Annotated in this window: 14 protein-coding genes; 5 read left to right on the top strand and 9 right to left on the bottom strand. The window is 45.4% G+C overall.

Going from position 1 to position 14,464, the window contains the following annotated elements:
• Positions 1-17: 17 nt before the first annotated feature.
• The 4 genes from gpsA to epmA form a co-directional block, all read right to left on the bottom strand.
• Positions 18-1,052: an NAD(P)H-dependent glycerol-3-phosphate dehydrogenase gene (gene gpsA / locus H2O73_RS10415; RefSeq protein ID WP_182108781.1), complete on the bottom strand. Its 1,035-nt coding sequence runs from the start codon at positions 1,050-1,052 to the stop codon at positions 18-20.
• A 171-nt stretch (positions 1,053-1,223) separates the two neighbouring features.
• Positions 1,224-1,694: a protein-export chaperone SecB gene (gene secB / locus H2O73_RS10420; protein WP_182108782.1), complete on the bottom strand. Its 471-nt coding sequence runs from the start codon at positions 1,692-1,694 to the stop codon at positions 1,224-1,226.
• Between the two features lie 147 nt (positions 1,695-1,841).
• A complete protein-coding gene (locus H2O73_RS10425) occupies positions 1,842-2,276 on the bottom strand; it encodes a rhodanese-like domain-containing protein (RefSeq protein WP_182108783.1) in 435 nt (144 codons plus the stop codon).
• A 155-nt stretch (positions 2,277-2,431) separates the two neighbouring features.
• Positions 2,432-3,397 (bottom strand): elongation factor P--(R)-beta-lysine ligase, encoded by a 966-nt coding sequence (gene epmA / locus H2O73_RS10430; protein WP_182108784.1) that lies wholly within the window; start codon positions 3,395-3,397, stop codon positions 2,432-2,434.
• 413 nt (positions 3,398-3,810) lie between these two features.
• On the opposite strand from epmA, the gene frdA reads away from it, so the two are divergent.
• The 4 genes from frdA to frdD are packed head-to-tail and all read left to right on the top strand — an operon-like array spanning position 3,811 to position 7,163.
• Entirely contained in the window at positions 3,811-5,625 is a 1,815-nt protein-coding gene (gene frdA, locus H2O73_RS10435) for a fumarate reductase (quinol) flavoprotein subunit (protein ID WP_182108785.1), read from the top strand.
• A complete protein-coding gene (locus H2O73_RS10440; RefSeq protein WP_182108786.1) occupies positions 5,625-6,389 on the top strand; it encodes a succinate dehydrogenase/fumarate reductase iron-sulfur subunit in 765 nt (254 codons plus the stop codon). The genes frdA and H2O73_RS10440 overlap by 1 nt, the downstream gene beginning before the upstream one ends.
• Before the next feature lie 2 nt (positions 6,390-6,391).
• Positions 6,392-6,775 (top strand): fumarate reductase subunit FrdC, encoded by a 384-nt coding sequence (frdC, locus tag H2O73_RS10445; protein WP_182108787.1) that lies wholly within the window; start codon positions 6,392-6,394, stop codon positions 6,773-6,775.
• 10 nt (positions 6,776-6,785) lie between these two features.
• On the top strand, positions 6,786-7,163 hold the full coding sequence (gene frdD, locus H2O73_RS10450; protein ID WP_182108788.1) for a fumarate reductase subunit FrdD: 378 nt from the start codon (positions 6,786-6,788) through the stop codon (positions 7,161-7,163).
• Positions 7,164-7,239: 76 nt separating this feature from the next.
• On the opposite strand, the gene H2O73_RS10455 is transcribed toward frdD, so the two are convergent.
• From H2O73_RS10455 to hslV, 3 genes are all read right to left on the bottom strand, one after another.
• A complete protein-coding gene (locus H2O73_RS10455; RefSeq protein ID WP_182108789.1) occupies positions 7,240-8,850 on the bottom strand; it encodes a BCCT family transporter in 1,611 nt (536 codons plus the stop codon).
• A gap of 360 nt (positions 8,851-9,210) precedes the next feature.
• The gene (gene hslU, locus H2O73_RS10460) at positions 9,211-10,545 is read right to left on the bottom strand and encodes an ATP-dependent protease ATPase subunit HslU (RefSeq protein WP_182108790.1); all 1,335 of its coding nucleotides are present in this window, start codon (positions 10,543-10,545) and stop codon (positions 9,211-9,213) included.
• Between the two features lie 40 nt (positions 10,546-10,585).
• Positions 10,586-11,128, bottom strand: a complete 543-nt coding sequence (gene hslV, locus H2O73_RS10465) for an ATP-dependent protease subunit HslV (protein WP_182108791.1) — start codon at positions 11,126-11,128, stop codon at positions 10,586-10,588.
• Between the two features lie 179 nt (positions 11,129-11,307).
• Between hslV and galE the strand changes: the two genes are divergently transcribed.
• A complete protein-coding gene (gene galE, locus H2O73_RS10470; RefSeq protein ID WP_182108792.1) occupies positions 11,308-12,324 on the top strand; it encodes a UDP-glucose 4-epimerase GalE in 1,017 nt (338 codons plus the stop codon).
• A gap of 237 nt (positions 12,325-12,561) precedes the next feature.
• Here the strand turns inward: galE and H2O73_RS10475 are convergent, their stop codons facing one another.
• Both H2O73_RS10475 and cytR read right to left on the bottom strand, forming a co-directional pair.
• Positions 12,562-13,098: an SPOR domain-containing protein gene (locus tag H2O73_RS10475; RefSeq protein ID WP_182108793.1), complete on the bottom strand. Its 537-nt coding sequence runs from the start codon at positions 13,096-13,098 to the stop codon at positions 12,562-12,564.
• Between the two features lie 154 nt (positions 13,099-13,252).
• Positions 13,253-14,314: a DNA-binding transcriptional regulator CytR gene (gene cytR / locus H2O73_RS10480; RefSeq protein WP_368737158.1), complete on the bottom strand. Its 1,062-nt coding sequence runs from the start codon at positions 14,312-14,314 to the stop codon at positions 13,253-13,255.
• Positions 14,315-14,464 lie beyond the last annotated feature (150 nt).

Genomic DNA, 14,464 nt, shown 5'->3' on the forward strand with positions numbered 1-14,464 from the left:
ACGACTTGCTTCCTTTCTTACGCTTCTGCTTTTTTATCGCGCGCCAATAAGTCCTTAGCGGCCTCTCGTGCGTCTTTATCCTGATACAGTACTTGATAAATTTGATCAACGATAGGCATCTCTACGCCCATACGCTGTGCCAACATCCACACTTCTTTGGTGTTGCGGTAACCCTCAACCACTTGACCAATTTCTTGTTGAGCGGTGTCGACATCTTTACCTTGCCCTAAAGCCAAACCAAAACGACGATTACGTGATTGGTTATCCGTACAGGTTAGTACAAGGTCACCCAAACCTGCCATACCCATAAAGGTTTCCTTTTGCGCACCTAAAGCTGCACCAAGGCGACACATTTCAGCCAAACCGCGAGTAATCAATGCTGTACGTGCATTCGCACCAAAGCCAATACCATCAGACATACCAGCGCCAATCGCAATCACGTTTTTCACTGCGCCGCCTAATTGCATGCCGATAAAATCACTGTTTGCGTAAACGCGGAATGTCTTACCGCAGTGAATTTTTTCCTGCAAATCAGCCACAAACTGCGCATCTGGTGAGGCTACCGAAATTGCAGTAGGCATCCCCATCGCCAACTCTTTGGCAAAAGTAGGACCGGACAATACCGCTAATGAATAGCTTTCGCCTAAAATATCGTTGGCAACGTCTTTCAACAGGCGACCCGTTTCAGGTTCTAACCCTTTGGTTGCCCAACAAATACGAGAGTTACTCAGTAAATGTGGTTTGACGTCGTTTAGCACAATACCGAATACGTGGCTTGGTACGACAACCAATAGATCTCGACTAGCCTGCACGGCTTTTTCTAAGTTCGACTCAACAATTAACGAGTCTGGGAAATCAATCCCTGGCAAAAACTCATGGTTAGCGCGATCGGCTTCTAGTTTCGCCATGTGTTCAGGCTCATGCCCCCAAATCACCACATTGGCGCCATTACGAGCAAGAGAGATAGCCAACGAGGTACCATAAGAGCCCGCTCCTAATACCGTCATTGCGATCTCTTTTCCGTAGGCATTATTGATGTTTGAATTTGTCATTCGTCCGCCTGTTCACTGTTTATCTAGTTGTTATACCTAAATGACCTTTAGCTAAAAAAGCCGCTTAGGTATAACAATGGAGGCTTAAAACAAAAAATGCACAACGCATGCTCACTTCGCGATGCCTTGTGCATTCTAGTTAGAACTTAACGTATTAAAAAATAACGTTAATTATGCTTCTTCTTGAGCTTCGCCTTGCTGCGCTTGCTGCTGTAGGTAGTTCATGAACAGCGCATCAAAGTTAACTGGAGCAAGGTTTAGTTGAGGGAAAGTACCCTTCATCACTAGGCTTGAAATCGTTTCACGAGCGTATGGGAATAGGATATTCGGGCAGAATGCACCTAGACAATGTGCAAGTTGACCAGCTTCCATATTCTCAGCTGAGAAAATACCGCCTTGTTGTACTTCACATAGGAACGCAGTCTCTTCCGCGTTTTTCACTGTCGTAGTAAGGCGAAGAACAACTTCGTACACACCTTCACCTAGCTCACGGCTTTGCGTGTCTAGATCTAGCTTCACTTCAGGGTTCCAATCTTTTTGGAACATTTCTGGAGAGTTTGGCGCTTCGAAAGAAACATCTTTTAGGAAGATGCGTTGAATAACAAAATTTTGCGCTTCTTGTTGTGGTGCTGCTTCAGCCATTATTGAGTCCTTTAATCCTTAATTTCAAACTATGCTCGAGACTAGCGGAGAGATGTGTTTAGCTCTAACTAAACGATGAAATCCGTGCTGCAGTTCACATCTCTCTTGGTCAAACGTCGATTAATCGATCAACGTTGTTCGCAACTATTATTTCTTGCCGCGTACTAGCGGTAGGTTAGCATCGCTCCAAGTCACCAAACCATTCTTCATTACAAATACTTGCTCGAAGCCAGCTTTCGCTAGAAGGTTAGCACTTTCTTGGGCTGTTTGACCTGTTTTGCATACCACAATAATTGGGTCAGCTTTACGGTTTTCAAGGCTACCGAAATTACCCGCTTTAATATCAGACGGTAAAATGTGAACTGCTTCGGTAATATGACCTTTTTTAAACTCATCTTTTGAGCGAATGTCTACAACCACACCATTTTCACGGTTGATCTTTTGTGTCGTATCACCAGCAGTGATCTCTTTATAAGCCGCTGTCGATGTTTTAACGATATTCATGATAAGCGCAACCACAAGGCCAACCCATACCACTGACATAATCATATTTTCTTGGAAAAACGCGATGTACTCTTGCATATCCTGTGCTCTTGTATAGATAAGAGGGGCTAACCGGTAGCCCCAGTTTTAAAATCAGACTGGGAGTATAACGGGCTTGTCAGCTCTAGGCGAGTCTAGAACTGAAAGAATCGGAGATCACTACCACGCTTTATCGCAATATTTAATTGAAAACTTTAGGCTCTAGGAAACGGAAACGCGGTGACTTGATCGATATGATCGCAATCCAATGCCAGCATGATCAAACGATCAACCCCTAGTGCCACACCTGCACATTCTGGTAAGCCCGATTTTAGCGCTTCGATGAGGTGATAATCAATCGGCTGAGCCGTTAACCCCATTTCAACTCGCTTAGCATTGTCTTGCTCAAAACGCGCCAATTGCTCAGCCGGGTTGTCTAATTCATGAAAACCGTTTGCCAGCTCAATCCCTTTAAAATAAACCTCAAAGCGGTCCGCGACGCGAGAGTCTGTTTGGTTGATCTTCGCTAATGCTGCTTGGCTAGCTGGGAAGTCATAAACAAACGCAGGGACTTGCTGACCAATCTTCGGCTCTACACCAACACTAAATAACAGTTGTAGCAAGGTATCGCGGTCTTGTTCTGGGTCAGCAATATCACTTAAGCCGAGTTTACCAGCCGCTCGCTTTAGCTCATCCATACTACCCTCTAGTGGGCATACACCTAAAACGGAAATAAAAGCCTGTTGATAGGACATGCGCTCGGCTTGCCCTACTTTTAGCACCAACTGCAATAAAGCATCCATTTCATCCATCAAGTTATGATGATCAAATCCAATTCGGTACCACTCCAACATCGTAAACTCAGGGTTGTGGTAACGCCCATTCTCTTCGTTACGAAATGCTTTGTTGATTTGGTAAATACAGCCGCTTCCTGCTGCCAACAAACGCTTCATATGAAATTCAGGACTGGTCATCAAAAATAGCTTGCTGCCATTGGCGTAACCCGGACCGATAAAGTCAGTTTGAAAGGTATGCAAATGAATATCTGTCACTGTGGCATGGCTCATTGCTGGCGTATCCACTTCCAGAACATTTCGTTGGGAGAAGAAGTCTCGGATTTGGCTGAGAAGTTCAGCGCGCTTTTTAAGTAATGCAATCGATGCGGTTGGTTGCCAGCTCATCTCGCTACCTTTATATCAATCTGTTCAATGGTCGGCGAACATATCATTTTTCTAGTCTGACGCAAGTGTTAGAAAACTACACTAAGCTAACGCCTTGATAAACCGACACTCAAGGAAATTAAACTTACTTCTCACATCGAATTAACACCAAGCAGAAGCCCTTCAATACCCCCGCTATGGCACGCCGTGACAAGCCTCACATATCTTATAAAATCTATGCTCTCAAATGCATTACCGCTTTAAAAACCGGACCAAATCAATTTTTGCCCCCTAGCCCTCTCTTACACTGCTTAGTAACACTTTTGAGCCATGTGTAGCACGTTATTTTCAAGCTAGAAAATAACCATCTATTCCGGTTCTCTTAATTATAACAAAGCGGTCCAACCGCACTAACAACACACTGGAGGGTAACTGTGAAAACTATTATCACAGATATCGCAGTCATCGGCGCTGGCGGCGCTGGTCTTCGTACTGCAATTGCAGCAGCAGAAGCAAACCCTGACTTGGAAGTCGCACTGATCTCTAAAGTTTATCCGATGCGATCTCACACTGTCGCAGCAGAGGGTGGCTCAGCAGCTGTTATCAAGGATGAAGATAGCTTAGATAATCACTTCAACGATACAGTTGGTGGTGGCGATTGGCTATGTGAGCAGGATGTAGTTGAATACTTCGTTGAAAACTCGACACGTGAAATGATCCAAATGGAGCAATGGGGCTGCCCATGGAGTCGTAAAGAAAACGGAGAAGTTAACGTACGCCGCTTCGGTGGTATGAAAGTCGAACGCACTTGGTTCGCAGCCGATAAAACTGGCTTCCACATGCTACACACCCTATTCCAGACTTCGATGAAGTACCAAAACATCAAACGTTTTGATGAATACTTTGTGTTGGACCTACTGGTAGATGATGGTGAAGTGCAAGGCTTAGTTGCAATTCACATGGCGGAAGGTGAATTAGTTACCATTAAAGCGAAGTCTGTTGTACTAGCAACAGGTGGCGCAGGTCGTGTTTACCACTGTAATACCAATGGCGGCATTGTGACTGGCGACGGCATGGCGATGGCTTATCGTCACGGTGTGCCACTACGTGATATGGAATTTGTCCAATACCACCCAACTGGTCTACCGGGCACCGGCATTTTGATGACCGAAGGTTGTCGTGGTGAAGGCGGTATTATCGTGAACAAAAACGGTTACCGTTACCTGCAAGATTACGGCATGGGACCTGAGACACCGGTTGGTGAGCCGAAAAACAAATACATGGAACTGGGTCCACGAGACAAAGTTTCACAAGCATTCTGGCACGAGCAGCAAAAAGGCAACACCATCAAGCATCCTCTTGGTGATGTGGTACACCTTGACCTTCGCCACCTTGGTGAAGAGTACCTGCAAGAACGCTTACCATTTATCTGTGAGCTAGCAAAAGCTTACGTTAACGTTGACCCAGCTAAAGAGCCAATCCCTATTCGCCCAACGGTTCACTACACCATGGGTGGTATCGAAACAGACAAGCAGTGTGAAACTCGTATTAAAGGCCTGTTCGCTGTGGGTGAATGTGCTTCCGTTGGCTTACACGGTGCAAACCGTTTAGGTTCAAACTCATTGGCTGAATTCGTGGTATTTGGTCGTGTGGCTGGTGAGCATGCGGTGAAACGCGCTGCGGAATTCAAAGGCTGGAATGACGAATCTATTGCCACACAAGTTAAAGCGATAGAAGAACGCATTGCGGCGCTAATGAACCAAGAAGGTGATGAAAACTGGGCGGATATCCGCACCGAGATGGGTCACTCAATGGAAGCGGGTTGTGGTATCTACCGTCAAGAAGACTTGATGCAAGCCACTATCGACAAGATCACTGAGCTAAAAGCCCGTTACAAGCGCATTAGCATTAAAGATAAAGGCAAAGTGTTCAACACTGACCTACTTTACGCAATTGAAGTGGGCTACGGCTTAGAAGTTGCGGAAGCGATGGTTCACTCTGCGATTCTACGTAAAGAGTCTCGCGGTGCTCACCAACGTCTTGATGAGAATTGCACTGAACGTGATGATGAAAACTTCCTTAAGCATACTCTGGCATTCTACCAAACCGATGCGGCGCCAAGCATTGACTACAGCGATGTAACCATCACTAAGTCACAGCCTAAAGCACGTCTATACGGTGAAGCCGCAGAGAAAGCCGCAGCAGCAGAAAAAGCGGCTGAAGAGAAAAACGCAGAGGAGCAAGCATAATGTCAGCAAACCGCATCCAAAAAGTCGATATTCTGCGTTACGATCCAGAACAAGATGCAGAACCGCATTTTCAAAATTTTGAAGTACCGTTTGATGAAACCATGTCTGTGCTTGATGCGCTGGGTTATGTAAAAGATCATCTTGATAAAGATCTCTCTTACCGCTGGTCTTGTCGTATGGCTATTTGTGGTTCATGCGGCATCATGGTCAATGGCGTACCTAAGCTTGCGTGTAAAAGCTTCTTACGCGAATACCCAGATGGCGTAAAAATCGAACCTCTAGCGAACTTCCCTATCGAGAAAGATTTGATTGTCGATATGACGCCATTTATTGAGCGTCTTGAAGCGATTAAACCTTACATTATTGGTAACGATCGCAAACCAGAAGATGGCACCAACATTCAAACTCCGGAGCAAATGGCAAAATACAAACAGTTTGCCGGCTGTATCAACTGTGGTTTGTGTTACGCCGCTTGTCCTCAGTTTGGTTTAAACCCTGAGTTTATTGGTCCGGCAGCTCTGACTCTCGCTCACCGTTACAACCTAGACAGTCGTGACAATGGTAAAGCGGAGCGTATGCCGCTTATCAATGGTAAAAACGGCGCTTGGGGTTGTACGTTCGTGGGTTACTGTTCTGAAGTTTGTCCGAAGAGCGTCGATCCTGCGGCGGCAGTAAACCAAGGCAAAGTGGAGTCTTCAATGGACTTCGTTATTGCGATGCTAAAGCCTGATGGCACACCAGCAAAAAGTACTGAGGAGGCTTAAGGATGAGTAATCGTAAACCTTATGTACGTGAGATGAAACGTACTTGGTGGCAAAGCAGTCCTTTCTACCGCTTTTACATGTTGCGTGAAGCGACGATTCTACCGCTGATCCTATTCACTCTATTCCTAACCTTTGGTTTGGGTGCATTGGTGAAAGGTCCTGAAACTTGGCAAGGTTGGCTAGAATTTATGGCTAACCCGGTCGTTGTCGCAATCAACATCGTGGCACTGGCTGGTAGCCTACTTCATGCTCAAACTTTCTTTAGCATGATGCCGCAAGTGATGCCAATTCGCATCAAAGGCAAACCGGTAGATAAGAAATTAATCGTCCTTGCTCAGTGGGCGGCGGTTGCTTTCATTTCTCTGGTTGTTCTGATCATTGTTTAGGAGCTACGTTATGACCCCGAATTTCAAAGTTGATCGCGCTCCACGTCGTTCAGATGAGCCTATTTGGTGGAGCCTATTTGGCGCTGGCGGCACATGGTTTGCCATGATCACGCCAATCACAGTATTAGTACTTGGTATTCTTGCTCCGCTTGGCATTATTGATGCGGAAGCATTGAGCTACGAGCGTGTGGCTGAATTTGCTACTAGCATCATCGGCGCACTGTTCATCATAGGTACGCTTGCGCTACCAATGTGGCATGCGATGCACCGCCTTCACCACGGTATGCATGATCTGAAGATTCATGCAGGCGTGGTTGGTAAAGTGCTGTGTTACGCCTTTGCTGGTTTGATCTCTGCACTGTCCGTTATTTTCATCTTCATGATTTAACTTGACTGACTAGCAATAAAAATCCCCCTATCAAAGGGGGATTTTTTTATTTGTCATTTCATCGCCGCTTAAGCTCTTAGAGCAAGCCTTGCTTCTTTGCCATCTGCTGAGCAATCTTCGGGGCATTCCACAAAGAAGGTAGAATGATAAATGAAGTCGGTACTGCGGTAATCACAATGAAAGATTGCAATGCCGATATACCACCATCCCCCATCGAGATAAGTACGATGGCTACCGTGCCCATCACCACGCCCCAAAAAGTGCGGATAAGTGCGTTAGGTTGGCTGCTGCCTGTCATCACCACACTGATGGTGTAGGTCATTGAGTCACCCGTTGTCACAATGAATGTGGTGGTCAGAATCAAGAACAAAATAGAAATCAGAGTTGGGAATGGCAATTGCTGAGTAATCGCCAGCAGTGCACCCGGTAAATTAAACCCTTCAAAACCTGCTTGAATACTACCTGGATTCGCTAACTCAAAAGCAAGCCCACTACCACCAACAATACTAAACCAGAAACAAGTAATGAGTGGCGCGGCAATACTGATTGCTAATATAAGCTGCCTAATGGTACGTCCACGCGAAATTCGGGCGATGAAAATTGCCATCATGGGTGCATAGCCAATAAACCAACCCCAGAAAAATACCGTCCACCAGCTAAGCCATCCGGTGTCACCACGATACAGAGCCATCGGCACAAAATTATCAACCATACGACCGACACCTTGAATATAGCCATCAATGATGAAGCTCGTTGGACCGGCAATCAAAATAAAGACCACCAATGCCAGTGACAAAACAATGTTATAGCGGCTAACCAGTTGGATACCACGGCTCAAGCCACTCAATGCCGATAAGGTATAACAAACCATCGCCAGTACAACGACCAGTGTTTGCGTTTCAAATTGATCTGGCAGACCAAATAGTGAGTTGAGCGCGTAACTGATCTGCAAGCCAAGAAAGCCTATTGGTCCAATAGTACCAGCGGCTACCGCGATGATACTCAGGGCATCAATCGAATTGCCTAACCAGCCTTCTATCGCACGTTGACCAAAAACCGGATAAAGCAGCGTACGCGGCTTAAGTGGTAAACCTTTATCATAGTGAAGGTGCATCAACACAATCGAAGATAGGCAGCCAAGAATGGCCCACGCCAAAAACCCCCAATGAAGAAAGGATTGTGATAAAGCGTTGATCGCCATATCTCGCATACTAATTGAGCTATCGTGCGCACTGTAAAAAGGAGGGGCAGAAACAAAATGTGCAATCGGCTCAGCCGCAGCCCAAAACACGCCGCCACCAGCCAATAAGGTACAAAGAACAATCGAAAGCCATTTAGAGGTGTCCATTTCAGGTGTTGAAAGCGCACCTAAACGAACGTAACCAGTTTGCCCTAAGGCAAGGAATAGACCGATGATGAAATTGGCGAAAAGTAAAATTTGCCAGTAGCCACCAAACCATTGGGTTGCGTAGCTAAAACCGGTGTTAACTAAAGAAGTCAGTAGTTGGGCATCAAGAATCGCTAATAGAACGAAAATGGTTAGGAATGATCCACTTAACCATAGAACAGGGTTAGACAGCTCCAATTGGGAGCGGATAGAAGGTTTACTGGGTTCAGTAAACGAATCGGTCGAATATTCGACCTCAGAAACGCAGGTAAGTCCTGCCGCCAAAGTGCCTTTAGACATTATAGTCTCGCTTTTATTGGCCCGAATTAACGGGTTAGGCGTATTTCCCTCACAGCTCGTCCAGAACGCGAGGATGATCACAAAAGCGAACTATCATACATACAGTTTTATCAAATTGCACACCGCTAGCCAGAGTTAATCTCTAACTAAGTAATTAAATTATGTAAGGTTTGCTCCATAAACCCCTAATATCCAGTCAATTTATCGCAATCCACACTTTGTATAAAAAATGTTGAGATTACCTCAATCTGGGTAGATAAAAGGCATAAAAAAGCCCCACCAAATGGTGAGGCTAGTAATACGATGGTTCTTCTACATTACAGATAGCAACCAATCTAATCGATATTTCAGCTAAAACGATTATAGGATAAAGCGGCTTAGATCTTCATCTTCCACAAACTCGCCTAGACGTTGCTGAACATATGCAGCATCAATCACCATCTTAGTGCCTGGCTTGTCCGTTGCTTCAAATGAGATCTCATCCATCAAACGTTCCATCACGGTATGCAAGCGGCGAGCACCGATATTTTCAGTGGTCTCGTTGACTGTCCATGCCGCTTCGGCAATCTGCACAATACCTTCTTCGGTAAATTCAATGTCGACTTCTTCGGTCTTCATTAGCGCAATGTACTGCTCTGTTAGCGACGCTTTAGGTTCAGTCAGAATACGCTTAAAGTCATGGCTTGAAAGTGCTTCAAGTTCAACACGAATCGGTAGACGACCTTGAAGTTCAGGGATCAAATCCGATGGTTTCGCCACTTGGAATGCACCCGAGGTAATAAACAAGATATGGTCTGTTTTCACCATGCCATGCTTAGTCGATACCGTGCTGCCTTCAATCAATGGCAATAGGTCACGCTGTACGCCTTCACGCGAAACATCAGGACCTGAACTTTCGCCACGCTTACAGATCTTGTCGATCTCATCGATAAACACAATACCGTTGTTTTCTACATTGAAAATCGCCTGCTCTTTCAACTCTTCTGGGTTAACCAGTTTCGCTGCTTCTTCTTCAACCAGCGCCTTCAAAGCATCTTTGATTTTCAGTTTACGCTGCTTTTTAGTATCACCCGCAAGGTTTGAGAACATGCTTTGCAATTGGTTAGTCATCTCTTCCATGCCCGGAGGAGCCATGATCTCAACACCCATTTGTGGTGCAGCAACATCAATTTCGATTTCTTTATCGTCTAACTGACCTTCACGTAGCTTCTTACGGAAGATTTGACGTGTGTTTGAGCTGCTTGAGTCTTGTTGCTCATTTTGACCCCATGCATCACGTGCCGGTGGTAGTAGAGCATCAAGAACGCGTTCTTCTGCTTGTTCTTCGGCGCGGAATTTTACTTTTTCCATCGCTTGCTGATGAGTCATCTTGATCGCCACATCAGTCAGGTCACGGATAATGGTTTCCACTTCCTTACCCACATAACCAACTTCGGTAAACTTAGTCGCTTCCACTTTAATAAATGGGGCATTTGCTAGCTTTGCTAGGCGGCGAGCAATCTCAGTTTTACCTACACCGGTTGGACCAATCATTAAAATATTTTTTGGTGATACTTCTGCACGCAAGCTCTCTTCAAGCTGCATACGACGCCAGCGGTTACGCAGTGCAATAGCAACTGAACGTTTAGCTTTATCTTGGCCAATGATATGGCGGTTTAGTTCATGAACAATTTCACGAGGTGTCATTTCAGACATAATCAAAATTCCTTATAGAGTCGTGCCACTATCTTTGGTTTTATTCCGCTTTTTCAGCTGGAGCTTCTAGTTCTTCAATAGTGTGGTGATGGTTGGTGAACACACAGATATCACCGGCAATTGTCAGTGCTTTTTCTGCGATTTCACGCGCATCTAATTCTGTATTTTCTAATAACGCTGTTGCCGCTGCTTGTGCAAAGTTACCACCGGAACCAATCGCAATCAGATCATGCTCAGGCTGCACAACATCACCGTTACCAGTAATGATTAACGACGCGGTCTCATCCGCCACAGCAAGCAGTGCTTCAAGCTTACGCAGAGCGCGATCACTACGCCAATCTTTTGCCAGCTCAACCGCGGCTTTAGTTAAATGACCTTGGTGCATTTGTAGCTTGCTTTCAAAACGTTCAAACAAGGTGAAAGCATCTGCGGTACCACCAGCAAAACCAGCCAGCACTTTGCCGTTATATAAACGACGAACTTTGCGCGCATTGCCTTTCATCACCGTGTTACCAAGTGATACTTGTCCATCACCCGCGATGACAACTTTATTATTTCGACGTACTGATACGATGGTAGTCACGAGTAGGGCCTCTTATTTTTAAAATTCGCTATTAATCATTATATGCGGATCGGATCAGGAGAATTCAAGGGAGCTTTTGCCCAAATGAGCGAACTCACTTGTCTGCTACATCTCTTTGAGCATAACTCGCAGAAAGATGTACAATTAAGCGATAAATAAAGATTCTGCAAAGGTATCAAATGAAGGTTTTAGTCACTGGTGGAGCGGGTTACATTGGCAGCCACACTTGTATTCAAATGTTTGCGGCAGGCTACACTCCGATAATTGTGGATAATCTACATAACAGCAAAGTGGCAGTTCTTAAAAAGATTAAGCAAGTCAGTAACTGCCAACCAACATTTATCCAAGCCGATGTTCGTGATAAAGATGCACTGGTTAATGTACTCACAAGTCACAATATCGAAGCGGTAATCCACTTTGCCGGACTGAAAGCAGTTGGAGAGTCAGTAGAAAAGCCACTTGAATACTATGACAATAACGTCAATGGTACGTTAGTGCTTGTTGATGCGATGCGAGAAGCTGGAGTAAAAAAACTAATTTTCAGTTCTTCCGCTACTGTCTATGGCGATCCAGCCAGCGTGCCAATCACTGAAGAGTTCCCAACCAGTGCGACAAACCCCTATGGTCGCAGCAAATTAATTGTCGAAGAATGTCTGTCCGATTTTCAAAAAGCCAATCCAGATTGGAGCATTACGCTGCTACGCTACTTTAATCCGGTCGGCTCCCACCCGTCAGGTGAGTTGGGTGAAGACCCTCAAGGCATCCCAAATAACTTAATGCCGTTCGTTTCTCAAGTTGCGGTGGGTCGAAGAGAGTTTGTGTCTGTTTTTGGCAGTGATTATCCAACTAAAGATGGCACCGGTGTTCGTGATTATATCCATGTTATGGATCTCGCTGACGGTCATGTAGCTGCCCTTGAAAAAGTCGCAGTAAAAGCGGGGCTGCATATTTATAACTTAGGCACCGGCAAAGGTTATAGTGTTCTGGATATGATCCACGCCTTTGAAAAAGCTTGCGATAAGCGAATACCTTACCAACTGGTCGCTCGTCGCCCTGGTGACATTGCGGAGTGCTGGGCAGATCCAAGCAAAGCGGAAAAGGAGTTAGCTTGGAAAGCGACTCGCACGCTAGAAGAGATGACGCAAGATTCGTGGCGCTGGCAATCGAATAACCCACTCGGTTTTTCTGATGAATAACTCGAACTGATCGTCATTCAGATCGGACAACATAAAAAGAGGCATATCAATCGATATGCCTCTTTTTATTCAATTCGCCGTCATGACTATACAGTCAAGATGCCATCTATACCCAAATGACTTGAAGATGCAGGTAGGCGGCAAGTGCGAGAATCCCCATGAGCCTAGATAAACTAGGTGATTGGGGTGAATAAGCGTCGACAACACCGCTGCAACTTCAAGTAGGACGGGTATACGCTATTGTGTTTCTTTCCAGATAGCACATGGTTCAATCTTGGCGCGTTGCAGCTTATGCTTATCACGTTCTGCATCACGTTTGAGTTTGTACGGACCTAGCACGACTCGGTACCAAGAGCTGCCTTCTTTCTTGCGAATTTGGCTATTAATACCTTGGAACGCAACATCCAGCTTACGAGCTTCGGCTTGCTGCGCGCTCTTATAGGCACCGCACTGCATGATGTAAGGAATTTCAGAGACCACTTGCTCTTTCGCTTTCACTTCCACTTCTCGATTTGGCAGGCTATCAACGTAGTCCCACTTCTCTTCTGGCGGTGGCGGAATAACTTTAGCTGGTTTTGCTTTGGCTGGCTTTTCTGTTTGTACAACTGGCGCAGGCGGCTCAGGATCTTGGCTTAGGGTGTATAGCCCATAACCAAAGCCACTCAGAATAATAAGCGCCAATAAACCACTACGCCAAGGCTTGCGCTTTGGTGTAGGCTTTTTCTTTGCGGGCCTTTTGCTAGCACCACGTTTTACGTAATCTCTACTTGCCACAGTTGTACTATAAAATCAGTAAGTTCTCGCGGTATCTTAATCCAGAACGACATAGGATAATAGCTTAGAGGTCTATTCATGACTGAATGAAGTGGAAATTTTGACACAAGTTTGCAAAACAAACGGCGCTCAATGAGCGCCGTTTGTTTTTTCGTTAGATCACTCGCGGGGGCGCGGCGCTCTTACGCACTACTAAATTGGTTTCTAGCAATCGAGAACCAGTACGAACATCATGCCCACGTAGAATTTCCAGCATCATCAACATGGCTTGGCGTCCAATTTCATAACGCGGCTGAGATATAGTGGTTAACGGTGGATCACAGTACTGAGCAAATTGAATATCATCAAAGCCCACTACCGAAAGATCTTGTGGTACGCGTAAGCCTAAACGCTTTGCCTCTTGAATTGCACCAATCGCCATGGCGTCATTGTGGCAGAAAATAGCGGTTGGCGGCTCAGGTAACGTCAGTAGTTGACGCACCGCTTTCGCCCCATCTTCAAAAGTGAACTGCCCATGAATGCTATAAGCAGGGTTCATGCTAATTCCTGCACGACGCAAAGCTTGCAAATAACCCTGTTGACGGAATTGGCACAGCACGGCTGCTTGCGGACCTGAAATCTGCGCAATACGTTTATGACCAAGCTGAGTAAGGTAATTCACTACCTCAAAAGCAGATGTTAGGTTATCAATATGGACAGTTGGCAATTCAAGCTCAGGAGCAAATTCACAGGCCATGACCATTGGCGGTAAATTTTTCTGCTCAGGTTTACTCACATCAAACGGCAAGTCCGTACCAAGCAACAACATACCATCAGCTTGTTTGGTGAAAACCAAGTTAACAAAAGAGTTCTCGCGTTTTTTCTGTTGAGCACTGTCACCAAGTAAAACAATATAGCCATGCTCCATTGCCGCATCCTCAATACCGCGAATGATCTCGGTATAATATGGATCGCAGATGTCTGGAACGATCGCGATGATAGTTTTAGACTCGTTGCGACGCAAATTGCGTGCAAGTGAGTTTGGTGAATAACCAGCTTCTAAAACAGCATCCTCTACACGCTTACGCGTTGCAGATGAGACCTTTTCGGGATTCATCAACGCTCTTGATACCGTCGCTGTTGAAACCCCCGCGAGCTGGGCAACATCCTTCATTGTCGCCATAAATGTAACCCTCTTTAATTTCCTTGTTAGTAGCCTTAGCCACCCAAACCTGATTAATATTGATGGGCTAATACCCACTCTTAATTGTGTCGATTCACAACCAGAAAGTGCAGTTCGCTGCTACTTTCTGAAATATTCACTGTGATGCGTAATTACCTAAGTACTAGTTTATTTATTTCGAGCTATAAAGTTACGGGATAATTA

The organism is Vibrio marinisediminis (assembly GCF_014050145.1).
Lineage (GTDB): Bacteria > Pseudomonadota > Gammaproteobacteria > Enterobacterales > Vibrionaceae > Vibrio > Vibrio marinisediminis.

Excerpts from the sequence above, each read along its gene's own strand:
- gpsA (WP_182108781.1), bottom strand. The coding sequence starts at position 1,052 with ATGACAAATTCAAACATCAATAATGCCTACGGAAAAGAGATCGCAATG.
- secB (WP_182108782.1), bottom strand. The coding sequence starts at position 1,694 with ATGGCTGAAGCAGCACCACAACAAGAAGCGCAAAATTTTGTTATTCAA.
- H2O73_RS10425 (WP_182108783.1), bottom strand. The coding sequence starts at position 2,276 with ATGCAAGAGTACATCGCGTTTTTCCAAGAAAATATGATTATGTCAGTG.
- epmA (WP_182108784.1), bottom strand. The coding sequence starts at position 3,397 with ATGAGCTGGCAACCAACCGCATCGATTGCATTACTTAAAAAGCGCGCT.
- H2O73_RS10440 (WP_182108786.1), top strand. The coding sequence starts at position 5,625 with ATGTCAGCAAACCGCATCCAAAAAGTCGATATTCTGCGTTACGATCCA.
- frdC (WP_182108787.1), top strand. The coding sequence starts at position 6,392 with ATGAGTAATCGTAAACCTTATGTACGTGAGATGAAACGTACTTGGTGG.
- frdD (WP_182108788.1), top strand. The coding sequence starts at position 6,786 with ATGACCCCGAATTTCAAAGTTGATCGCGCTCCACGTCGTTCAGATGAG.
- H2O73_RS10455 (WP_182108789.1), bottom strand. The coding sequence starts at position 8,850 with ATGTCTAAAGGCACTTTGGCGGCAGGACTTACCTGCGTTTCTGAGGTC.
- hslU (WP_182108790.1), bottom strand. The coding sequence starts at position 10,545 with ATGTCTGAAATGACACCTCGTGAAATTGTTCATGAACTAAACCGCCAT.
- galE (WP_182108792.1), top strand. The coding sequence starts at position 11,308 with ATGAAGGTTTTAGTCACTGGTGGAGCGGGTTACATTGGCAGCCACACT.